General features: G+C 71.0%; 19 protein-coding genes. 8 read left to right on the forward strand and 11 right to left on the reverse strand.

What is annotated here, in order from left to right:
* Nucleotides 1–2: 2 nt before the first annotated feature.
* From yidC to IE290_RS24930, 5 genes are all read left to right on the forward strand, one after another.
* Entirely contained in the window at nt 3–1100 is a 1098-nt protein-coding gene (gene yidC / locus IE290_RS24910; RefSeq protein WP_191247104.1) for a membrane protein insertase YidC, read from the forward strand.
* 29 nt (nt 1101–1129) lie between these two features.
* The gene (locus IE290_RS24915) at nt 1130–1666 is read left to right on the forward strand and encodes a Jag family protein (protein WP_017985942.1); all 537 of its coding nucleotides are present in this window, start codon (nt 1130–1132) and stop codon (nt 1664–1666) included.
* A gap of 416 nt (nt 1667–2082) precedes the next feature.
* Nucleotides 2083–2739, forward strand: coding sequence for a 16S rRNA (guanine(527)-N(7))-methyltransferase RsmG (gene rsmG, locus IE290_RS24920; protein ID WP_191247427.1), 657 nt, complete (start codon nt 2083–2085; stop codon nt 2737–2739).
* Nucleotides 2740–2829: 90 nt separating this feature from the next.
* Complete coding sequence (locus IE290_RS24925; RefSeq protein ID WP_162830490.1) at nt 2830–3732, forward strand: ParA family protein; 903 nt, start codon at nt 2830–2832, stop codon at nt 3730–3732.
* Nucleotides 3729–4727 (forward strand): ParB/RepB/Spo0J family partition protein, encoded by a 999-nt coding sequence (locus IE290_RS24930; protein WP_191247105.1) that lies wholly within the window; start codon nt 3729–3731, stop codon nt 4725–4727. Before IE290_RS24925 ends, IE290_RS24930 begins: the two co-directional genes overlap by 4 nt.
* Before the next feature lie 96 nt (nt 4728–4823).
* Here IE290_RS24930 and IE290_RS24935 read toward each other — a convergent pair whose 3' ends face one another.
* Together IE290_RS24935 and IE290_RS24940 are read right to left on the reverse strand one after the other, a co-directional pair.
* Nucleotides 4824–5774 (reverse strand): D-alanine--D-alanine ligase family protein, encoded by a 951-nt coding sequence (locus tag IE290_RS24935; protein ID WP_191247106.1) that lies wholly within the window; start codon nt 5772–5774, stop codon nt 4824–4826.
* A 51-nt stretch (nt 5775–5825) separates the two neighbouring features.
* Entirely contained in the window at nt 5826–7139 is a 1314-nt protein-coding gene (locus IE290_RS24940; protein ID WP_191247107.1) for an aminotransferase-like domain-containing protein, read from the reverse strand.
* Between the two features lie 180 nt (nt 7140–7319).
* Here IE290_RS24940 and IE290_RS24945 point away from each other — a divergent pair, with 180 nt between their 5' ends.
* Nucleotides 7320–7967 (forward strand): GNAT family N-acetyltransferase, encoded by a 648-nt coding sequence (locus IE290_RS24945; protein WP_191247108.1) that lies wholly within the window; start codon nt 7320–7322, stop codon nt 7965–7967.
* Nucleotides 7968–8045: 78 nt separating this feature from the next.
* On the opposite strand, the gene IE290_RS24950 is transcribed toward IE290_RS24945, so the two are convergent.
* The 9 genes from IE290_RS24950 to IE290_RS24990 form a co-directional block, all read right to left on the reverse strand.
* Complete coding sequence (locus IE290_RS24950; protein WP_191247109.1) at nt 8046–9179, reverse strand: N-acetylmuramoyl-L-alanine amidase; 1134 nt, start codon at nt 9177–9179, stop codon at nt 8046–8048.
* Between the two features lie 203 nt (nt 9180–9382).
* Nucleotides 9383–9709 (reverse strand): thioredoxin, encoded by a 327-nt coding sequence (trxA, locus tag IE290_RS24955; protein ID WP_094003312.1) that lies wholly within the window; start codon nt 9707–9709, stop codon nt 9383–9385.
* 35 nt (nt 9710–9744) lie between these two features.
* On the reverse strand, nt 9745–10737 hold the full coding sequence (trxB, locus tag IE290_RS24960; RefSeq protein WP_191247110.1) for a thioredoxin-disulfide reductase: 993 nt from the start codon (nt 10735–10737) through the stop codon (nt 9745–9747).
* A 101-nt stretch (nt 10738–10838) separates the two neighbouring features.
* Nucleotides 10839–11597, reverse strand: coding sequence for an RsmA family anti-sigma factor (locus IE290_RS24965; RefSeq protein WP_191247111.1), 759 nt, complete (start codon nt 11595–11597; stop codon nt 10839–10841).
* The gene (sigM, locus tag IE290_RS24970) at nt 11594–12229 is read right to left on the reverse strand and encodes an RNA polymerase sigma factor SigM (protein WP_191247112.1); all 636 of its coding nucleotides are present in this window, start codon (nt 12227–12229) and stop codon (nt 11594–11596) included. Before sigM ends, IE290_RS24965 begins: the two co-directional genes overlap by 4 nt.
* Nucleotides 12230–12239: 10 nt before the next feature.
* Complete coding sequence (locus IE290_RS24975) at nt 12240–13829, reverse strand: protein kinase family protein (RefSeq protein ID WP_191247113.1); 1590 nt, start codon at nt 13827–13829, stop codon at nt 12240–12242.
* A 79-nt stretch (nt 13830–13908) separates the two neighbouring features.
* Nucleotides 13909–15786, reverse strand: a complete 1878-nt coding sequence (gene murJ, locus IE290_RS24980) for a murein biosynthesis integral membrane protein MurJ (protein ID WP_373300517.1) — start codon at nt 15784–15786, stop codon at nt 13909–13911.
* Nucleotides 15787–16105: 319 nt separating this feature from the next.
* The gene (locus IE290_RS24985) at nt 16106–18235 is read right to left on the reverse strand and encodes a hypothetical protein (protein WP_191247114.1); all 2130 of its coding nucleotides are present in this window, start codon (nt 18233–18235) and stop codon (nt 16106–16108) included.
* Nucleotides 18232–18756, reverse strand: a complete 525-nt coding sequence (locus IE290_RS24990) for an NUDIX hydrolase (RefSeq protein WP_162830491.1) — start codon at nt 18754–18756, stop codon at nt 18232–18234. The genes IE290_RS24985 and IE290_RS24990 overlap by 4 nt, the downstream gene beginning before the upstream one ends.
* 131 nt (nt 18757–18887) lie before the next feature.
* Between IE290_RS24990 and IE290_RS24995 the strand changes: the two genes are divergently transcribed.
* On the forward strand, nt 18888–20321 hold the full coding sequence (locus tag IE290_RS24995; RefSeq protein WP_191247115.1) for a CCA tRNA nucleotidyltransferase: 1434 nt from the start codon (nt 18888–18890) through the stop codon (nt 20319–20321).
* Nucleotides 20322–20355: 34 nt separating this feature from the next.
* The gene (locus IE290_RS25000) at nt 20356–21645 is read left to right on the forward strand and encodes a sensor histidine kinase (protein ID WP_191247116.1); all 1290 of its coding nucleotides are present in this window, start codon (nt 20356–20358) and stop codon (nt 21643–21645) included.
* Nucleotides 21646–21747 lie beyond the last annotated feature (102 nt).

The following is a 21747-nucleotide window of genomic DNA, read 5'->3' on the forward strand; positions in this document are numbered from 1 at the left end:
CAGTGCTCGACTTCATCTACTACCCCGTGTCCTTCATCCTGTGGTGTTGGCACAAGGTCTTCGGGTTCGTCTTCGGGGCCGACAACGCGATCACCTGGCTCCTGGCGATCATCTTCCTGACCTTCACGGTTCGCGGCATCATGTTCAAGCCGTTCGTGAACCAGGTCCGGTCGATGAAGAAGATGCAGGAGTTCGCGCCGGAACTGAAGAAGATTCAGAAGAAGTACGCGAACGACCGCCAGCGCCAAGCCGCGGAGATGCAGAAGCTCCAGAAGGAGCACGGCGTCAACCCGCTGGGCAGCTGCCTGCCGATGCTGCTGCAGATCCCGGTGTTCATCGGTCTGAACTGGGTCCTGCGTGCCTTCTCCATCCAGCCCGCGGACGGCAGCCCCAAGACGGAGAACTACTTCTTCGACCAGGCGGGCGTCGAGTCGTACGTGCACGCGAAGCTGTTCGGCGTCAACATCGGTGACGCCATCCACAACGCTTCGATGCTGGGCGGCCAGGGCGGCGGCTGGCACTGGCACGTCGCGCCGGTCGCGATCCCGCTGATGATCCTCGCGTCGGTCCTGACCCACCTGACCGCGCGGCACTCGGCGCAGCGGCAGAACCTGAACCCCGAGGCGATCACGCCGCAGACGCAGATGATGCAGCGGCTGACGATGTACATCTTCCCGCTCGGTGTGCTGGTGTTCGGTGCGTTCTTCCCGATCGGTCTGCTCGTCTACTGGCTGGCGAACAACGGCTGGACCCTGATGCAGCAGCGCCTGGTCTACACGCGGATCGACAAGGAAGAGGCGCAGAAGAAGGCCGAGGCGGCCGAGAAGCGCAACTCGCTGGCGCCGCGCCCGGGTGCGAAGCCGAAGCCGGGCCAGAAGCCGGTGCAGCAGAAGAAGGCGGACGACGGTGACGGCGCGGCCGACAAGCCGGCTGCCGACGGCAAGGCGAGCGGGCAGAAGCCGTCTTCGAAGGCCGGCTCGCCGCACCGCTTCCCGCAGCAGGGACAACGCCCGCAGAACGGCTCCGCGCAGAAGCGCAAGAAGCCGGCGCAGGGCGGCAAGAACTCAGGACAGAAGGGCTCGGGGCAGAAGCGCCGCTGAGCGCTGGAGCCCGGTGAAAGGAGATGACGATGGCGGAGACGGTCGAAGCGATCGACGCTGACGACGAGGCGCCCGCTGCGGAGGCGACGGGTTCGTCGACGGAGGACTTGCTGGTTCGCGAAGGCGACATCGCGGGCGACTACCTGGAGCGGCTGCTCGACCTGCTCGACTACGACGGGGACATCGACCTCGACGTGGAGAGCGGTCGCGCGATCGTGAGCATCGACGGCGGTGACGACCTGGAGAAGCTGGTCGGTGGACGCGGCCAGGTGCTCGAGGCGCTGCAGGAACTGACGCGGCTGGCGGTGCAGCAGGAGACCGGCACGCGGAGTCGGCTGATGCTCGACATCGCGGGCTGGCGGGCCGGCCGGCGCGCCGAGCTGACCGAGCTGGGCCGCACGACGGCCGAGACGGTCAAGGCGACCGGCGAGAAGGTGCGCCTGCAGCCGATGAGCCCGTTCGAGCGCAAGGTCGTGCACGACGCGGTCGCCGCCGTGGGCGGGGTCAAGAGCGAAAGCGAGGGCGAAGAGCCCAAGCGGCGCGTGGTGGTGATGCCGGACGCGTAGGCGCTCCGGTTGAGGAGGCGGCCCACTTCGGTGGGCCGCCTTTTTCTTTGCCCTGCGGGAGGGAGGCCGGCTGGCGGCGGTTGCCGCGGTGGCGAGACGGGCCCGAGAGGGAGATGGCGGACGCGCGCGCGGCTGCTTGATGGGCGGGCCGCTTCGGCGGCCGCGGGGACGCGAGACCGGCCCCCGCCGGCCCCCGCTTGATGGGCGGGCCGCTTCGGCGTCCGTGTTCTGGTTGCCCGAGAGGTGAGGGCGGCTGCCCCCGTCGCGTCCGCGCTGTGTTTCACGTGGAACCACATCCACTCCTCGTAGTTTCACGTGAAACCGTCCACAGTTGTGGTCTGCCTCCCCGTGTTGATGTTCTCGTCGTGGAGAATTGGGGGCGTTGGTCGTTTCACGTGAAACCCGAGGAGTGGCGAGTGGTGCCGGTGCCCGAGGTGGCGGGGCGAGTGTTCGGGGACGGGCTGGAGCGGGCCGTCCAGTTCGCCGAAATGCTCGAGCGGTACGGGGTCGAGCGGGGGCTCATCGGGCCGCGGGAGGTCGAGCGGCTCTGGGATCGGCATCTGTTGAACTCCGCCGTTATCGGTGAACACATCGACGCAGGGGCGCGGGTCATCGACGTCGGGTCTGGGGCCGGCTTCCCGGGTGTGCCGCTCGCGATCGCGCGGCCGGATCTCGACGTCGTTCTCGTCGAGCCGATGGCTCGGCGGGCCGACTGGTTGAACGAAGTCGCCGAGAGCATCAAACTGGACGTCACCGTCGCGCGTGGCCGCGCCGAAGAACGGGCGCTCCGGGAGCGGGTCGGCGCGGCCGATGTGGTCACTTCGCGTGCCGTGGCTCCCCTCGCGCGATTGGCGGGCTGGTGCCTCCCCCTCGTTCGGGAGGGTGGCATGATGCTCGCAGTCAAGGGAGCTAGCGCCCGGGACGAAATTGCCCGTGATGCGAAGGCGGTTGCCCGCGTCGGTGGGGGTGCTCCAACGGTCTCTGAGTGCGGGGTCGGCGTGCTCGAAACGCCGACGACCGTGGTGCGGGTGGAGCGCGTACGAAGTGCCCGTCGCCCGCGCCGTGCGGGATGACAGGATGGCTTGGAGAGGCCAGATCAGCATGATGCGACTCATGTTCCACGTGAAACCAACAGCGTCGATTGCGGAAAGGTGGCTCGGCCGGTGACCCCGCCTGCGTCAGACTGGACCCCCATTGCCGAAGAGGCCGAGCGTGCCGCCCGCGTGCTGCACCCGGACCCCAACTCCCTCCCCCGCCCAGATCAACGCCGCGTCCTGACCGTCGCCAACCAGAAGGGCGGCGTCGGCAAGACGACCAGCGCCGTGAACCTCGCCGCGGCCCTCGCGGTGCACGGGCTCAAGACCCTCGTGATCGACCTCGACCCGCAGGGCAACGCCAGCACCGCGCTCAACGTGGACCACCGCTCCGGCACCCCCTCCATCTACGACGTCCTCCTCGGCGACCTCCCCCTCGGCGAGGCGATGGCCGTCAGCGAGCAGTCCCCCAACCTGTTCTGCGTCCCCGCCACGATCGACCTCGCCGGTGCCGAGATCGAACTCGTCGAGATGCCCTCCCGCGAATCGCGGCTCAAGGAGGCGCTCGCCGGTGACGTGGTCGACCAGCTCGGCATGGACTACGTCTTCATCGACTGCCCGCCCTCGCTCGGCCTCCTCACGGTCAACGCCATGGTCGCCGCCCGCGAGGTGCTCATCCCGATCCAGTGCGAGTACTACGCGCTCGAAGGTCTCGGTCAGCTGCTCAGCAACATCGAGCTGGTGCAGAAGCACCTCAACCCCGCGCTGGCCGTCTCCACGATCCTGCTCACCATGTACGACGGCCGCACCAAGCTGGCCGACCAGGTGACCGCCGAGGTGCGCGACCACTTCGGCGACGTCGTCCTCAAGACCGTCATCCCCCGCAACGTGAAGGTGTCCGAGGCGCCCAGCTACGGCCAGACTGTGCTGGCGTACGACCCGGGCTCGCGGGGAGCGATGAGTTACGTCGACGCCGCACGTGAGCTGGCCGAGCGCGGCAGCAGCAACGGATCGAGGAGGGGCACGTTATGACCGAACGCAGGGGTGGCCTCGGGCGCGGCCTGGCCGCGCTGATCCCGACTGGACCGCCCGCCGGCGAGAACGCCCCCAGCCCGGCCCGCCCGGAGACGCCGTCCCGCAACGGCGACAAGGACTGGTTCGCGGCCAACAGCGAGGTCGTCCCGAGCGGCGAAGTGGCCGGCGCCGTTTACCGCGAGATCCCGACCAGCGCGGTCAAGCCCAACCCGAAGCAGCCGCGGCAGGTCTTCGACGAGGACGCCCTCGCCGAGCTGGAGCACTCGATCCGCGAGTTCGGCCTCATGCAGCCGATCGTGGTCCGCGAGCTCGGCGGCGGTGAGTACGAGCTCGTCATGGGCGAGCGCCGGCTGCGTGCGTCCCAGCGCGCCGAGCTGGAGAACATCCCGGCCATCGTCCGGCAGACCGCCGACGAGGCGATGCTGCGGGACGCCCTCCTGGAGAACATCCACCGCGTCCAGCTGAACCCGCTCGAAGAGGCGGCCGCCTACCAGCAGCTGCTCGACGAGTTCGAGGTGACGCACGAGGAGCTGGCCTCACGCATCGGCCGCAGCCGTCCGGTCATCACCAACACCATCCGCCTGCTCAAGCTCCCCCTCGCCGTGCAGCGTCGCGTCGCGGCCGGGGTCCTCTCCGCCGGGCACGCCCGCGCGCTGCTCTCCCTCGAAGACCCCGAGGCGCAGGAGGAGCTGGCGACCCGCATCGTCGCCGAGGGGCTCTCGGTCCGCGCGACCGAGGAGGCGGTGACCCTCAAGAAGAGCGAGGCGCCGGCCAAGCCGAAGGCCGCTCCCCGCAAGCCGATGCAGGCGCCCGGTCTCCAGGATCTGGCGAACCGGCTGTCCGACACCTTCGACACCCGCGTGAAGGTCGACCTCGGCCGCCGCAAGGGACGCATCGTCGTCGAGTTCGGTTCGATCGACGATCTGGAGCGGATCGTCTCGATCATGGACCCGAATCGGGCAAATCAGGCGCTGAAAACCGATGAGGAATGACCCCAGGTCGTTTCGTCACGGTGATGATTTGATCTGACAACACTGAGGGCCACCTCCCGCTCGGGAAGGTGGCCCTCAGTGGTTTCCGGAAGCGTCTCAGCCGGACCGGCGGATCGCCCGCGCGACGAGATCGGCGAACACCGCGCCGAGCGACGTGCCCGCGGTCTCGATCGCCATCGGCACGATCGACGTCTCGGTGAGACCCGGCGAGGAGTTCACTTCGAGGAACTGGACCGTGCCGTCGGCGGCCACGATCGCGTCGGTCCGCGAGATGTCGCGCAGACCGAGCAGCTTGTGCGCGGCGACGGCCAGCTCGCCGACCGCCTTCGCGGACTCCTCCGGCAGCCGCGCCGGGGCGAAGAAGTCGGTCAGCCCGGCCGTGTAGCGCGAGGTGTAGTCGTAGACCCCGCTCTCCGGCACGATCTCCACCGCGGGCAGCGCCTCCGGCTCCCCGTCCCGCTCGACGACCCCAACCGCGACCTCGACACCCTCGACCAGCCGCTCGGCCAGCACGGTGTCGCCGTAGGCGAAGCACCCGACCATCGCGGCGGGCAGCTCGGCGGCGTCCCGCACGACCTGGGCGCCCAGCGCGGACCCGCCCTGGTCGGGCTTGAGGATCAGCGGCAGGCCCAGGTGGTCGACGATCGCGTCCAGCACGCCCTGCGCGCCCAGCTCCCGGAACGTGCTGTGCGGCAGCACGACCCAGTCCGGTGTCGCGTACCCGGCGGCGGACAGCACGGCCTTCGCGGTCGGCTTGTCCCACGCCCGGCGGCACCCGCGCGAGCTGGTGCCCACGTAGGGCACCCTCAGCATCTCCAGGACGGTCTGCACCGACCCGTTCTCCCCCTGACCACCGTGCAGCGCCACGACGGCCGCGTCGGGCCGCTGGGACCGCAACCGGTCGAGCAGGCCCGCGTCGGTGTCCCACTCCTCGACGGTCAGTCCCTGCTCCCGCAGCGCGGCGGACAGCCTGCGGCCGGACCGCAGCGAGACATCGCGCTCATGCGAAAGCCCGCCCGCGAGAACGGCGACGGTCGGCATAACCACGCCGGCACTCTCCTCAATCGACAGTCTAAACAGGACTCAGCAGCGCGGCGATCAGGCCGTGTCCGGCGACGGCGTCTCCAGCCCGGGAATCGCGCGCATGCTGACGTTACCGAACGTGCGCACCAGGTCCATTTCGGACTCGAGCACCGCGGCCAGGCGCCGCACGCCCTCCTTGATCCGCTCCGGCGTCGGGTAGCAGTACGACAACCGCATCTGCCTGCTGCCGAAACCGTCGGCGTAGAAACCGGTCCCGGACGCGTACGCGACCCGGGCCGTGACGGCGCGCGGCAGCATCGCCTTGGTGTCGACGCCCTCCGGCACCGTCACCCACACGTAGAACCCGCCGTCCGGGTTCGTCCAGCTGCAGCCAGCCGGCAGGTGCTGCTCCAGGGCGGACAGCATCGCGTCCCGCCGCTCCCGGTAGTTCTCGCGGAAGGTCTTGATCTGGCCCTTCCAGTCGTGCGTGGCGAGGTACCGCGACACGATCAACTGGTTGAACGTCGGCGGGCACAGCGTGGCCGACTCGGCGGCCAGCACCAGCTTCTCCCGCACCGCGTGCGGCGCCAGGACCCAGCCGACCCGCAGGCCGGAGGCGAACGTCTTGGAGAACGAGCCCAGGTACACGACGTTGTCCGGGTCCAGCGACCGCAGCGCCGGGTAGGTCTGGCCGTCGAAGCCGAGCAGCCCGTACGGGTTGTCCTCGACCACCAGCACCCCGTGCGCGCGGCAAATCGCGAGGATCTCGGCCCGCCGCTCGACCGCCAGCGTGACGCCGGCCGGGTTGTGGAAGTTCGGGATCGTGTACAGGAACTTGACCCGCTGGCCGGCCTTCTCGGCCTGCGCGAGGGCTTCCCGCAGCGCCTCCGGCACCAGCCCCTGGTCGTCCATCACGACGTGCACGACCTTCGCCTGGTAGGCGGCGAACGAGCCGAGCGCGCCCACGTAGGAGGGCCCCTCGGCGAGCACGATGTCGCCCGGGTCGCAGAACAGCCGGGTGACCATGTCCAGGCCCATCTGGGAGCCGACGGTCACCACGACGTCGTCGGGGTGCGCCGTGATGCCCTCCATCGCCATGACTTCGCAGATCTGCTCCCGCAGCACGGGCACGCCCTGCGCGGAGCCGTACTGCAGGGCGACCAGGCCGTCTTCCGCGATGATCTCCCCGACCTGCGAGGACAGGCTGTCCAGCGGGAGCGCGGCGAGGTTCGGCATGCCGCCGGCGAGCGAGACCACCTCCGGGCGGCTGGCCACCGCGAAGAGAGCTCGGATCTCCGACGCCGTCATGCCGGCCGTGCGGGCGGCGTAACGGGCGAGGTGGGGATCGAGGTCTCGGCGGCCAGTGTGCTCGGGTGGGTTCGCAGTCATCGCACTTCGCTCTGTCGGATGGTCAGTTTCCCGAGTGTAACCACTCGTCCTTGTGATATTCCCGGCCTTTCGGCGTGGGTCACAGGCGCCTATCCTCGGATGCGGCCGAGCAGGCTGTGGCGATCCGCCACGCCCTGCCTCACCTCAGGCCGGCCGCCGCGAATCCGGGGAGGGGATCAGGTGTCGCGTCGAGTCGTGGGCGTCACCCTCGACAACCTGGAACACCTGCCCAAGAACTGCCGCCGGTGCGTGTACTGGGAGCTCGCGCCGCACCTGCGCGCGCAGGCGGAGGAGTTCGGCCAGACCGAGGTCGAGAAGGAGGCCTGGGTCTCCTCGGTGCTGCTGGAGTGGGGCTCCTGCGGCCGGATCATCTACAGCGACTCGCTGCCCGTCGGGTTCGTGCTGTACGCGCCGCCGAACCTGGTGCCGCGCTCGGTCGCGTTCCCCACCTCGCCGCCCAGCGCGGACGCGGTGCTGCTGACGAGCTTCCAGGTGCTGCCGGAGTTCCGCGGCGGCGGGCTGGGCCGCACGCTGGTCCAGGCGGTCGTCAAGGACATGACGCGCCGCGGTGTGCGGGCGATCGAGGCCTTCGGCGACGCGAGCCCGGACGACGCCGACAACGAGCTGCTGGGGCACACCTGCGTGGTCCCCGCCGACTTCCTCACCGCGGTCGGGTTCAAGACCGTGCGGCCGCACCCCAAGTGGCCGCGGCTGCGCCTGGAGATCCGCTCGGCGCTGTCCTGGAAGGAAGACGTCGAAGCGGCCCTCGAACGGCTCCTCGGCCAGGTCACCATCACCACGGCGGAACCGAGCCCGGCACGCGCCTGAGCCGAGTTATCCACAGAAACCGTCCACAAGGCAGGGGTTGTCCACAGCTTCCTGTGGACAACCCCTATGGCCCGGTGACTATTCGGCCTTGGCGAGCTCGTGCGCGAGCACGTCGGCGAACGTGAAGGTGCCCGTCGGCTGGTCGCCCTCGCCGAGCAGGTACAACCGCTTTACGGCGATCAGGATGCCCTCGGCGACGATGTCGCGGAACGCCGGGTCGGACAGCTTCGCGCGGTCGCCCGGGTTGCTTAAGTAGCCGATCTCCATCCGCACCGCGGGGCACCGGGTCAGCCGCAGGATGTCCCAGGTCTTGGCGTGCGTCCGGCAGTCCAGCAGGCCGGTGCGGGCGGCCACCTCGCGCTGCAGGTAGCCGGCCAGCAGCTCACCCACGGTGGACGTGGTGCCCAGACCGTTGCCCCAGTGGAACGACGCGACGCCCTGCGCGTGCGGCGAGGAGTTGCGGTCGCAGTGCAGCGACAGGAACAGGTCGGCACCCGCGTTGTTGGCGAACGCGGCGCGCTCGGCCTCGGCCGGGCCGTGGTCCGGGCCGCGCGAGATCAGCGCCTCCATGCCGGTGGCCTTCATCCGGCCCTCGAGACGGCGCGCCAGGTCCCACACGATGTCGGCCTCGCGGAGGCCGCCGATCTCCACCCCGGGGTCCGCGCCGCCGTGACCGGGGTCGATGACGATGCGCTTGCCCCGCAGCCGCGGACCGGACTGACGGACCTGCTCCTGCTCACGCAGCAGCACCGGACGGCCGCCACGGGCCCGCGGCGAGAGCTGCCGCAGCGCGCGGACCGTCGCCGGGCCGCAGATGCCGTCGATGACCAGGCCGTAGTCGCGCTGGAAGCTGCGCAGCGCCTGCTCGGTCTTCGGGCCGAACATGCCGTCCGGCCGCCCCGCGTCGTAGCCCAGCTCGGTCAGGCGGTCCTGCAGCGCGAACACGTCGTCGCCGTGCACCGGCGAGGAGATCAGGTACGCCAGCGGGCGGCTGCCCAGGTGGAAGGTCGCGCCGCGCAGCACGTGGTAGGTGGCCGGGCCCACGACACCGTCGATGAGCAGACCCCGGCGCTGCTGGAAGCCGCGGACGGCCCGTTCGACCTCGTGGTCGAACAGGTTTCCGGCGTCCGGCCGGAGCAGTCCGATCGAGGCCAGCATCGACCTGATCTCAGCGACGTCGTCCCCGACGTCGCCGCGGCGGAGCACCCGCATGCACTCCTCGCTCTTTCCTTGGGCATCGATCGAAAACCGATGCGGCACAAACAGATATCGGGCTAGCCTCGGGTACCCATTCTGCCCTGAGAACTCTCCGTGACCGCGTAGGGCCGGTCGGTGCGTCATCCGGGCGGGTGGCATGGAAAAACCCGGGGGCCCGTCTGTAGAAGACGTTCACCCCCGGGTCGAGGTTGCCTCGGTCAGGCGAGCACGTCGGACAGGTCCGACAGCAGCGCGGCCTTCGGCTTGGCGCCGACGATCTGCTTCACCGGCTTGCCGCCCTGGAACAGGATCAGCGTCGGGATCGACATGACCTGGTAGTCGCGGGCGGTGCCCGGGTTCTCGTCGATGTCCAGCTTCGCGACGGTCAGCTTGTCCTTGTGCTCGGCGGCGATCTCCTCGAGCACCGGGGCGACCATCTTGCACGGCCCGCACCAGGTCGCCCAGAAGTCGACGAGGACCGGCTTGTCGCTGGTCAGCACGTCGTCGGCGAAGGACTGGTCGGTCACCTTGACGGTGTCGGACATTTCATCTCCCTAGTTCGGTACGGGCTTGCGGTCGGTCAGTTCGCGGAGCCGTAGCCGCCGCCCACCAGCTCGGGCGCGACCTCGGCGTTCGGGTTTCCGGCGTGCTCGGCCAGCCAGCGCTCGGCGTCGATGGCCGCGGAGCAGCCCGAGCCGGCGGCGGTGATGGCCTGCCGGTAGGTGTGGTCGACCAGGTCACCGGCGGCGAACACGCCCGGCAGGTTGGTGTAGGAGGTGCGGCCCTTGGTCAGGACGTAACCCTCCGCGTCCAGCTCGACCTGGCCCTTGACCAGGTCGCTGCGCGGGTCGTGGCCGATCGCGACGAAGAACCCGGTGACGTCGAGCACCGACTCCTCGCCGGTGACGGTGTCCGCCAGCTTCAGCCCGGAGACGGTGGTGTCGCCCAGCACCTCGACGACCTGCTTGTTCAGCGCCCACTTGATCTTCTTGTTGGCGCGGGCGCGTTCGAGCATGATCTTGGAGGCGCGGAACTCCTCGCGCCGGTGCACGATCGTCACCGATCGGGCGAACTTGGTCAGGAAGGTGGCCTCCTCCATCGCGGAGTCGCCACCGCCGAGCACGGCGATGTCCTGGTCGCGGAAGAAGAAGCCGTCACAGGTGGCGCACGCGGAGACACCGCGGCCGAGCAGCTCCTGCTCACCGGGCACGTGCAGGTAGCGCGCCGCCGAGCCCATGGCGAGGATGACGGCCTTGGCCGCGTAGCGCGTGCCGTGGGCGGTGACGTACTTGACGTCGCCCTCCAGCTCGAGCTTCTCCACGTCCTCGGCGCGCAGCTCCGCGCCGAAGCGCTCGGCCTGCTTGCGCATCTCCTCCATCAGGTCGGGGCCCTGGATGCCGTCCCGGAAGCCCGGGTAGTTCTCGACCTCGGTGGTGGTCATCAGCGCGCCGCCGAACTGGGAACCCTCGAACACCAGCGGTTCCAGCTGGGCGCGCGCGGCGTACACCGCCGCCGTGTACCCGGCCGGACCCGACCCCACGATGATGAGGTTCCGAACGTTTTCCGCTGCCACCCGTAGACCTCCGCTCGTCGTGACCTGCGTACCAGGCTCAACACGATCGTAGGGTCCGGTGTTCCCGGAGTGACACGGCTCGCCCGTGTCACGGAACGCGGCTAGCCGATCACCTTGTCCATGAGCACTCCGGCGTCGTTCGCGCCGCAGGTCGGGGCGAACGCGACCAGCCGGAACTTCGCCAGCTGGCCCGTGGTCAGCAGGGTCAGCACGGCCGGCTGCCCGTCGATCGAGCCCTGGCGGACCCCGATCGGCTTGGCGGTGTCGGCGAAGCCGGCGGCGCGCAGGCACGCCTGCAGCGCGTCGGCGTTGCCCAGCGGCCCGTAGTCGAACGTGCCCTGCAGCTGGCCCACCGCGCTCGCGGTCTGGTCGCTGCGCAGGTTCAGCGGCGGCTGTGCGGCGGTCTGGCTCGGCGCGGCCACGTTGCCGCCCGGGGACGGCGACGTGCCGCTCGGGATGGCGATCGCGACGGCGGCCACCGCGGCGGCGGCCACGGCCACCACCCCGCTGATCCAGCCGATGCGCTTGTTCCGGCGACGGCGGGCCGCGTCCAGGCTCACCACCGGCGCCAACCCGGGTTGCTGCTGCGGGAACGCCCGGCGGGCCTCCTCGGCGAGCGCGGCGTCCAGGCGGGCGACGTACTCGGCGGGCATCGGCGGGACGTCCGCGCTCAGCCCGGCCAGGTCGGCGGTGGTCGCCTCCAGGGCCTCGATGATCGCGCGCGCCTCGGGATCGGCCTGCACCAGCGGCCACAACCGGGCGGCTTCGTCGTCGTCCAGGACGCCGGCGTGCAGGTCCGCGAGCAGGTCGACAGACCAGGGCGGGCCGGCGGCCTCGATCCCCCGACTCTCGTCCGTCATCGTCCCTCCCTCTCGCGCTGTGCCCCAGACCGGCCGCCGCGCTCCCGTTTGCTTTCGGAAGTTGGGACGTTCGCTATTGCATCCGGGTTCCGGAGATGGCCGAGAACTTTGGCGAGTTTGGCGCGGCCCCGCGCGCACCGGCTCTTCACCGTGCCTTCGGCGATCCCGAGCATCCGCGCGGTCTCGCTGACCGAGTACCCCTCGACGTCGACCAGCACGATCGGCATCCGCTGGTCCTCCGGCAGCTGCGCCAGCGCCTCCTTGATCACCAGCCGGGTCTCCCGGTCGGCCATCGAATCGCGCGGGGTCGCCGGCTCGTTCACCCCGGTCTCGGGCAACGGCACCGTCGGGCGGGCCTGCCTGCGCCGCACCCGGTCCAGGCACGCGTTCACCACGATCCGGTGCAACCAGGTGGTGACCTGGGATTCCGCGCGGAAGTTCCCGGCGGCGCGGAAGGCGGAGATGAAGGCGTCCTGCAGGGCGTCGGCGGCTTCCTCGGGGTCGCGCAGGGTGCGCAGGGCCACCGCCCACATGCGGTCCCGATGCCGCCGGACCAGTTCGCTGAACGCGTGCGGGTCACCCGACGCGTGCGCCGCGATGAGGTCGGCGTCCGTTGGTGCAGCTGCGGTCACCCGCAGCACACTACTGGGCGGGGAGGAAGGTCAATTCGCCGATCTGGGACTGGTAGCCCTTGTCCGTGTCACTCAGCTGAGCGATCCAGATGATCACGTACTGCGCCTGCTGGGGCTGCGGAAGGGTGATGTCGGTGGTCTGCCCGTTCAGCGTGGCCGTGCCGACCACCCGGGTGTCGGCGAGCTCGGGGTTGCGCGAGTCGGCCACCCGGACCTCGATCGAGGTGCCCGGGCTGTCCGCGGCCACCGTGATCTTCGCCAGGTTGATCGGCTTGTCGAAGCTCGCGAGCAGCCCGACGCCCTCCTTGATGGCCGGGAACTGCTGCCGGTACTGGTCGGTGCGCCAGATCGTGCCCGGGTCGCCGTCCACCGTGTTGCGGGCGCGGCTGGTGTTGTCGCCGTTGCCGTCCGGGTTGTAGACCGTCACGCTCTCCGGCCCGACCGCCGCGCCGATCTGCGCCTGCCCGCCGGTGGACGGGGGCGGGTTCGGCGACGGGTTGACCGGCGCCGACGCGGACGCCGTCGGGGTCGGGTTGGCCACGTTGATCGGCGGGCCGCCCGAGCTCGGGTCGTCCTGGAAGAAGCTGATCGCGAGCATGCCGAGCCAGGCCAGGATGGCGACCGCCGCGACGACCAGCACGGTGACGCCGAGCGCGAGCTTGCGGCGCCGCGCGCGGTCCTTGACCGGCTTCTTCGTCGTCCAGATCGTGCCGTCGCCGTCGGCCTCCATCTGGGCCTTGATCAGCTGCGTGCGCTCCTCGGCCTCGGCGGCCATCTCCAGCGCGCGCACGATCGCCGCGCTGGTGCGGATGCCGCCCGGGCCGCCGTCCTCGACGGTGCGCACCGCCAGCGACGACAGCTCCTGCGGCACCGACGGCTGCAGCGAACGCGGCGGCACCAGCCGTCCGTTCGGGGCGTGCGGCGCGGCCGGGATCGCGGCCGGCCCGCCCGGCAGCGGCCAGCGTCCGGTGAGCAGCAGGTACAGGATGCCGCCGATGGCCTTCACGTCGTCGCGCAGCGTCGCGTCCGGCAGCGGGCCGGGGAACGCCAGGCGCAGCGAGCCCTCGGTGGTCAGGCGCAGGCGCTGCGGGTGGTCCAGGCCGAGCACGAGACCGGAGTGGTGGGCCCGCTCCACGGCCTCGGCGAGCCGCTGCACCATCCGCGCCGCGGCGAGCGGCTGGACCGGCCGGTCGGCGACCAGGTCGATCAGGTCGGTGCCCTTGGTCCACTCGGTGACCACCACGCCCAGCAGGCCCTCACCGGAGGTGATGCCGTTGCCGAGCGTGAGCACGTCCAGCACGCGGGCGACCGCTTCGTGGTCGAACTTGGCGGCGTGGGTGGCGCGCTCCAGCGTCTTGCGGGCCTGACGTGCGGCTTCGGCGTCCGCGGGGTCGCCGACGAGCAGCGTCAGCGCGACGTCCCGCCGCAGCTGGCCGTCGCGCGCACGCCACAGGTGGGCGCCCGCCCGCTCGTCGATGCCGAACTGGGCGAGCAACCGGTACCGGCCGTCTCCGACGACGCTGCCCGGCGCGAGGGAGCCTCCCCTCGCGCGGACACCCGTCCGGATCGGACCGGACTGCTCGCTCCGCTTCTCGTTCACCCCACGCTCTCTTTCCCGCGCCTGAGGTCGAGGGTACGTGAACACACGGGGTGAGACAGGGTTATCCGTGAGTGGTTCGTTACCCGCGCTTGATCAAACGGGTGATTCTCTTCGTGGCCGGCGCCAGCTCGTCCACCTTGAGCAGCGCGAGTACGCCGAAGGACACACCGAGGCCGACGATGCCCTGCAGGATCAGCTTGATCCACGCGGTCAGCCGCTCGCCGAAGTCCGGGACCACCCAGCCGATCGCGACCGCGGCCAGCACGCCCAGCCCGCTCGCCACGACGGTGAACAGGATGACCCCGAGCACGCGCCTGCTGCGCAGGTTGCCCAGGCTCACCCACAGCCAGACCTGGCCCATGATCGCGCCGACCACGAACGTCAGCGAGTTCACCATCATCGCGCCGAGCACGATGTTCTGGTCCGACAGCAGCACCGGGCACAGGTACAGCAAGGGGATCTTGACCAGGGTCATCACGACCATGATCAGCGTCGGCGTGCGGGCGTCCTTCATCGCGTAGAACACCCGCAGCTGCAGCATGACCAGCGCGTACGGCAGCAGGCCGAACGCCGAGATGGCCAGCGCCTCGCCCAGCCGCGACGCGTCCGTGGTGGAGTTCTCCCCGCCGCTGAACAACGCGACACCGACCGAGGTGCCGATCACCGACATCACCGCGGCGATCGGCACGAGCATCACCGTGGAGATGCGCGAGGCGTAGGACAGGTCGGCGACCACCTTGCGGGTGTCGCCATCGGCCGCGTTGCGCGACAGCCGCGGCATGATCGCGGTCAGCAGCGAGACGCCGATGACGCCGTACGGCAGCTGGAACAGCAGCCAGGCGTTGGAGTAGATCGTCACACCGCCCGGGTCACCGCTGGTCAGCACGCGCGTGTTGACGGTGAAACCGATCTGGCTGACCGCGACGTACCCGAGGATCCACAGCGCGAGCCCGCCGAACTCCTTCATGCGCTTGTCGATGCCCCAGCGCCACTTGAACCGGAACCCGCTGCGCAGCAGTGGCGGCACCAGCATGATCGCCTGCACGACGATGCCCATGGTCACGCCGATGCCGAGCAGCAGCAGCTTCGGCTGGCTCATCTCGACCGGGTTGAAGGTGATCTCGCCCGGGGTGAGCATGAACACGGCCAGCGTGAAGATCACGACCAGGTTGTTCACCACCGGCGCCCAGGCCGGCGGGCCGAAGACCTGCTTGGCGTTGAGGATCGCCGACAGCAGCGCGAACAGGCCGTAGAACAGGATCTCCGGCAGCAGCAGCCGCGCGAACGCCGTGGTCAGCTCCGGGCTGGTCTTGCCCGGTGTGCCGTCCAGGTACAGCGAGGTCAGCCACGGCGCGGCGGCCACCGCGGCCACCGAGCCGATCACCAGCAGCACGAACGCCACGGTCAGCATCCGCTGCGTGTAGGCCAGGCCGCCGTCCTTGTCGTCCTGCGACCGCACCAGCAGCGGCACCACGACACTGCTCAGCACGCCGCCGAGCAGCAGCTCGAAGACGATGTTGGGCAGCGTGTTGGCGATGTTGAACGAGTCGTTCACCACGCCGGTGCCCACGGCCCAGACCAGCATGATCTTCCAGAGGAACCCGGTGATCCGGCTGATCAGGGACGCGATCGCGATCCGGCTGCTGGACTTCGCCAGCGACGGCGCGGCCGGCTTCTCCGGCGCCTCGACCGGCGCGTGGAACCCGGTGGCGTCCAGCCCCGGCCCCTCGCCGAACGAGGTCGACGGCGACGCCGTGATCCGCGGCATCATCCGCGTCGCGAGCGCGTCGTACGGGCGCAGCACGTCCGGGTCGGCCACCGGCCAGCGGTTGCCGCCCTGCACGCCGCTGATCCGCGGGATCAGCATCGTCGCGTCCGGGTCGTTCGGCGGCAGCGGCGGCGCACCGAACGGCATGCTGTCCTGGTGGCGCGGCCGCTCCTGCCGCCACGGGCGCACCGGCTGGCGGCGGTCGGGCGGGGTCTGGCGGCCGGTCGGCGGCGGTTGCCTGCGATCCGGTTGCGGTGGCTGGCGGCGCGGCGGCTGCGGCGGTGGCAGCCGGTCCGGCGGCAACTGGCCCTGCTGGCGGTTCACCTGCCGCGGCCGTGGCTTGCCGTTCGTCGCGGGCGGGATCCGGCGGGTCTGCTCCTGCCGACCGGGATCCGGCGGCGGGCGCCGTGGTCCGCGGTCGGCGGGACGCTCGGGTGGCCACCCCGGGTCTCTGTCCAACGCGCGCCCAATCCTCGCCGGTCCGGTTCTGGCACCCCAGAGTAGTCGGTCAGGCCTTGCGGGCCCGGACGCGACGGTAGATCTGGCGCGCGGAGAGCAGCACCAGGGCCGCGGCGCCGGCGATCGTGAGGACCAGCGTGACCACGCCGTACTCGTTGGAGCGCAGCTCGAAGCGCGCCGGCTGGCCCAGCGGCGTGCCGCCGGGGGTGGTCAGCGAGACGGTCACGTTGAACACACCGGCGCGCAGCGCCTCGGCCGGGATCCGCTCACTGCCGGCGAGGCCTGCCGGGAGCAGGCGGTCCGGCACCTGCTCGACACGCAGGCCGGGCGTGTTGTTCAGCTGGATCCGCACCGCGATCTGCACCGGCAGCCGGTTGTCGAACGACACCGGCAGCGGAGCGGACCCGGACGCCATCGAAATGGGCACGGGCGGGGTGTCCACGGTGACGCGGCCGAGCAGGTTGTCCAGTTCGGTGCGGGCGTCGGCGGCGGCCGCGTCCGCGGCGCCCCGCTGCGCGCGCCAGGCCCCCGACGTGCTGCGGACCAGCGCGAACCGCAGCGGCTCGAGCAGCTCGGCCGGTTCCACCTGGGCGGCCGGGTCGATCTGCATCGCGCCCTGCAGGTCGGTCATCGTGGTCTCGATCGAGGACATCTCGTCGGTGACCGACGCCGGGGTCGCGGTGGCGAGGTCCTCGGAGTCGTAGCTCATCCGGGCGCTGCCCGTGCTCGCGGTGGCCAGCAGCGCGGGTAGCGACTGCGGGGTCAGCATGTTGCGGTCCACGAAGTCGCCGACGTTGCGCAGGAAGCCGGTGAGCTCGTCCTGCGTCGCCGTCCACCGGCGGGGCGGCGCGACCAGCACCGGGCGGGACGTGCCACCGGCCAGCCCACCGCGGAAGGCGAGCGCGGCCAGGCCGTTCTGGGTCGCGATGTCCGGGTCGTCCACCGGCGTCGCGGTGGTCACCTCGGTGCTGCCGGACGTACCGGCCAGGCCGGACAGGACCAGCGAGTCGACCTGCTGGGCACGCAGCGTGGTGCCGTCCAGCGTGACCGCGCCGGCGGACTGGCTGCCGGTCGACGAATCGACCGGGTCGGTGATCAGGGTGCGCACCCTGGCCCCGCTGAGCGCGGCCAGCGTGCTCTGGTCCAGCGCGCCGTCGGCCCACAGCACGCCGTTCTGCGGCGTCACGCCGAGCAGCTCCTGCACCCGGGCGCCGGTGTCCAGCGCGAACGGCAGCAGATCGCCGCCGCGGACCTTGGTCAGCGCCGTCAGGTCGGCGTCGGCGTAGGGCAGCTGGACCAGGCACTGCCCGGTGACCAGCTCCCGCAGCGACCCCAGCCAGGCCTTCGCCGCCTCCGCGCCGGTCCCGCCGACGGTGCCGGTCGCGGTGCGGACCTGGTAGCCGCGGGACATCGCGTCGACCGTGTCCAGCAGGTCGGGGTCGATGGCGTAGCAGAGCGCGCGGCTCACCTGCGGGTCGTCGCGGACCGCGCTCGCCGACTCGACCAGCCCGTACAGGCGGCCGCCGGGACGCAGCTCGGCCGCCAGGACGTCGTCGGACAGCACCGCGGTGCCACCCAGGGGCGCGGCCACGATCCGCGGCCGGGTGTCGGCGATCGGCCACAACATCGTGAACGGGGCAGGCGAGGTGTTCTGGCCGGTCACGCTCTTGCCCGGGGCGGACAGGACGGGCAGCAGCATGCTCATCGACGCCAGCCGGGCCGCGCCGCCGTAGGCCGGGGTGCCGTTGACGTTGACCAGCAGCGGGTACAGGCCCGCGCTGTTCACGCGCAGGTTGCCGCGCGTGCCGTCGAGCCGCACCGTGACGCTGAGCTGGGCGCTCTCCCCCGGCTCCAGCGTGGCGGGCTCGACGTCGACCCAGTCGGTGCTCGACGCGGCGGCCGCGGCCGCGCCGCTCATCGCGGTGCGCACCTGGCGCTCGGTGGTGAGCCGCTCGCCCAGCTCGAGCCGGACCTGGAGGTCGCTGATCCGCCGGTCGCCGACGTTGGTCACGGTGCCGGTGACGTTGAGGGTCACCGAGTTCGTGGTGATCACCCGCGGGTTGAGCTGCGTCACGTCGAGCCGGAGCCGACTGGGCGCCTCGGTCTGGGCACTCGCCGTGACCGGGACGAACATCGCGAGGAGGAACGCAACCAACCCGGTGGCGGCGAACCGCTTCACTCCGACGCTCCTTCTGTCGCTCGCGTGTCGTCGTCGAACAGTTCCCGCGCCTTGCGCACCAGGGACCGCTCGTCGGTGTAGGCGAGCCGGGTCTCCAGATCGGCGATCGGCACCCAGGCCACCTCGGTGACCTCCGAGTCCTCGTCGGACAGCTCGCCGCCGGTGGCTTCCAGGAGGAAATGATGCACCGTCTTGTGCACCCGCCGTCGCTCGGCCACGAACCAGTAGTCGATCGTGCCCAGCGGCCGCAGCACGTCCGCGGAGATCCCGGTCTCCTCCTTCACCTCGCGCACCGCAGTCTGCTCGATCGTCTCGCCGTCCTCGATGTGGCCCTTGGGCAGCGACCACAGCAGCTTGCCGTGGCGGTCCAGCCTGCCGATGAGCACGGCGTTCTCCCTGGCGGGATCGACCACCAGGCCGCCGGCGGAGGTCTCCACGGAGGTCGTCATCCGCCGGCCGCGGCGGCGTCGCGACCGGCGTCGCGGCTTACCCCCGCCGGAGCGACCGGCCGATCCAGACATGCTGCGATGCTAGTGCGTGGTGGCCGATTCCGGCCGCTACTGCGTAGTTGACTGTTCACTCCTGGTCGATGGGTAGGCTGGTTCCTCGTGTCTGTCATGGTTGAGTGGACCCCTGAGGCGGTTCGATCCCGGTGAACGAACTGACCGCGAAGCGGAACGCGGTGACCGAGCTGATGCGGATCTCGCCGCTGGCTGACGAGCTGGCCGCGCGGTTCGCGACGGCCGGGCACCGGCTGTACCTGGTGGGCGGCAGCGTGCGGGACGCGCTGCTCGGCCGCCTGTCCGCCGACCTCGACTTCACCACCGACGCGCGCCCGGAGCAGATCCTGAAGATCGTCCGCGGCTGGGCCGACGGGGTGTGGGAGGCGGGTATCGCCTTCGGCACCGTCGGCGTCACCAAGCGCGGATCGACGCTGGAGATCACGACGTTCCGGGCGGACGTCTACGACCGGGTCAGCCGCAACCCGGAGGTGACCTTCGGGGATTCGATCGAGGGCGACCTCAAGCGCCGCGACTTCACGGTCAACGCGATGGCGATCGACTTGTCGACCAAGCAGTTCGTCGACCCGCACGACGGGATGGACGCGCTGCGGCGGAAGGTGCTCGACACGCCCGCGACCCCGGAGGAGTCCTTCGCCGACGACCCGCTGCGCATGCTGCGGGCCGCGCGGTTCGCCGCCCAGCTCGGGTTCGAGCCGGCGCCGCGCGTGGTCACCGCGATGACCGAGATGGCGGGCGAGATCCAGCGGATCACCGCCGAGCGGGTGCAGACCGAGCTGTCGAAGCTGCTGCTCGGCCGGTTCCCGCGGCGCGGGCTCGAGCTGATGGTCGACACCGGCCTGGCCGAGCACGTGATCCCGGAGGTGCCCGGCATGCGCCTGGCGATCGACGAGCACCACCAGCACAAGGACGTCTACCAGCACTCGCTGACCGTGCTGGAGCAGGCGATCGCGCTGGAGCGCCGGGACGACCCGGAGGCCGAGCCGGACCTCGTGCTGCGTCTGGCCGCGCTGCTGCACGACATCGGCAAGCCGGCCACCCGCCGGTTCGAGCCGGGCGGCGGGGTGAGCTTCCACCACCACGAGGTGGTCGGCGCCAAGATGGCCCGCAAGCGTTTGCGCGCCCTGAAGTACCCGAAGCAGATCATCGAGGACGTCGGCCAGCTGGTGTTCCTCCACCTGCGGTTCCACGGCTACGGCAAGGGCGAGTGGACCGATTCGGCCGTGCGCCGGTACGTGACCGACGCCGGTGAGCTGCTGCCGCGGCTGCACAAGCTGGTCCGCGCCGACTGCACCACGCGCAACAAGCGCAAGGCGGCCGCGCTGCAGCGCACCTACGACGAGCTCGAGGAGCGGATCGCGCGCATCCAGGCCGAGGAGGACCTGGCGAAGGTGCGGCCCGACCTGGACGGCAACGAGATCATGAGGATCCTCGGCCTGGCGCCCGGCCCGATGGTCGGCAAGGCGTGGAAGCACCTGAAGGAGCTGCGCCTGGACCGCGGGCCGCTCGACCACGACGAGGCCGTCGCCGAGTTGCGCCGCTGGGCCGCGGAGAACGGGCTGTAACTTCAGGGGTCGTCGAGACGACCGGGAGGTCGTGATGTCCCCACCGCGTGCGGCGAGTTACCTGGGCACCCTGCTGCGGCGCGGCGCGCCCGCGATGGCCGGGGCGACCGGCGGGCTGGACGACGAGATCGCCGATCCGGCGCCGGTGTCATCGCTGGCGCGGTTGCGGCGGATGGCCGGGCCGGTCGACCTCGCGGCGCGCGACAACCTGCTGCTCCGCGCCACGCGGTACGTCGCGATGGTCCCGCTGGTCTACCGCGTGCTGGCGGTGGCCGGGTCGCTGGTGGCGTTCCTCGTCCGCGGGCACGGCGGGGTGGCGCCGGTGGTGGCGGTCGCGGTGTGCTCGATCGCGCTGAATCTGTACGGGCTGCGGTGGCTGGTCCGGTCGGCGCCGTTCCACGGTCATGGTGCGGCGCGGCTGCTGGTGCTCGACGTGGTGTTCACGATCGCGGCCAACCTGGTGGTTGCGGCGACGGTGCCGTCTCCGGCCTTCGCGGCGGCGATGGCGGTGCCGGGCAAGCACCTGCTCGGCGGGGTGGCGCTGCTGACGCTGGCGCTGGGACTCGGGTACGGGCTCGCGTTGACGGTGCTGAGCGTGCCGCTCGCCGGGGTGGCGTGGTGGCTCAGCAGTGGCGTGTTCAACGTGAAACAAGCGTTCGCCGGGGTCGGGACGATCGTCGGTGTCCTGGTGACGGCGACCGGCGCGCTGGTGCTGCTCGGCCTCGGCACCCGGTTGGCCTTGGCGTACGGCATCCGCCACGGGCGGGAGGCCGAGCGCGCGCGGCAGCACCGGATGCTGCACGACACGGTGCTGCAGACGCTGGAGACGATCGCGCTGCCCGGCTCCGGCAGCAGCGAACACCAGCTGAGCGAGATGCGACGGCTGGCCCGCGCGCAGGCGATCGAGGTGCGGCAGACGATCGAAGGCGCGGAAGGCAGCGGCCCCCTCGGCGAGAAACTGGCGGCCCTGGCCGCGGAAATGGCCCGCGACGGCCTGCGCGCCCAGCTGGTCATAGCGGAGCTGGACGCGGACACCCTGACGGAGGTCCGGCAGGTCGCGATCCGCGACGCCGCCCGCGAGGCGCTGCGGAACACGCTGAAGCACTCCGGAACCGACCGGGTGGTCGTGCGAGCCGAGGAACGGGACGGCGGGGTGGCGGTGATCATCCGCGACCACGGGGCCGGCTTCGACGAGTCGGACCGCCCACCGGGCTTCGGCATCAGCGAGTCGATCACGGCCCGCCTGGCCGAAGCCGGCGGAGAGGCACGGGTGGAGTCGAGCCCGGGCAGCGGAACTCGCGTGACACTCTGGATGCCGCGGTAGACCGCGTTCGCGGTCCGGGCCACACGCGGGGGAAGAATTGCCCGCCTGGAGCGCAAGATCGACGAGGGTCTCGCTTCGATCGCTGCCGACCTGGCGCGGATC

This window comes from Amycolatopsis deserti, from assembly GCF_014653945.1.
GTDB classification, from domain to species: domain Bacteria; phylum Actinomycetota; class Actinomycetes; order Mycobacteriales; family Pseudonocardiaceae; genus Amycolatopsis_E; species Amycolatopsis_E deserti.

Excerpts from the sequence above, each read along its gene's own strand:
- IE290_RS24915 (WP_017985942.1), top strand. The coding sequence starts at position 1,130 with ATGGCGGAGACGGTCGAAGCGATCGACGCTGACGACGAGGCGCCCGCT.
- trxA (WP_094003312.1), bottom strand. The coding sequence starts at position 9,709 with ATGTCCGACACCGTCAAGGTGACCGACCAGTCCTTCGCCGACGACGTG.
- IE290_RS25000 (WP_191247116.1), top strand. The coding sequence starts at position 20,356 with ATGTCCCCACCGCGTGCGGCGAGTTACCTGGGCACCCTGCTGCGGCGC.
- IE290_RS24965 (WP_191247111.1), bottom strand. The coding sequence starts at position 11,597 with ATGACGGACGAGAGTCGGGGGATCGAGGCCGCCGGCCCGCCCTGGTCT.
- IE290_RS24930 (WP_191247105.1), top strand. The coding sequence starts at position 3,729 with ATGACCGAACGCAGGGGTGGCCTCGGGCGCGGCCTGGCCGCGCTGATC.
- IE290_RS24940 (WP_191247107.1), bottom strand. The coding sequence starts at position 7,139 with ATGACTGCGAACCCACCCGAGCACACTGGCCGCCGAGACCTCGATCCC.
- IE290_RS24990 (WP_162830491.1), bottom strand. The coding sequence starts at position 18,756 with ATGTCTGGATCGGCCGGTCGCTCCGGCGGGGGTAAGCCGCGACGCCGG.
- IE290_RS24950 (WP_191247109.1), bottom strand. The coding sequence starts at position 9,179 with ATGCGGGTGCTCCGCCGCGGCGACGTCGGGGACGACGTCGCTGAGATC.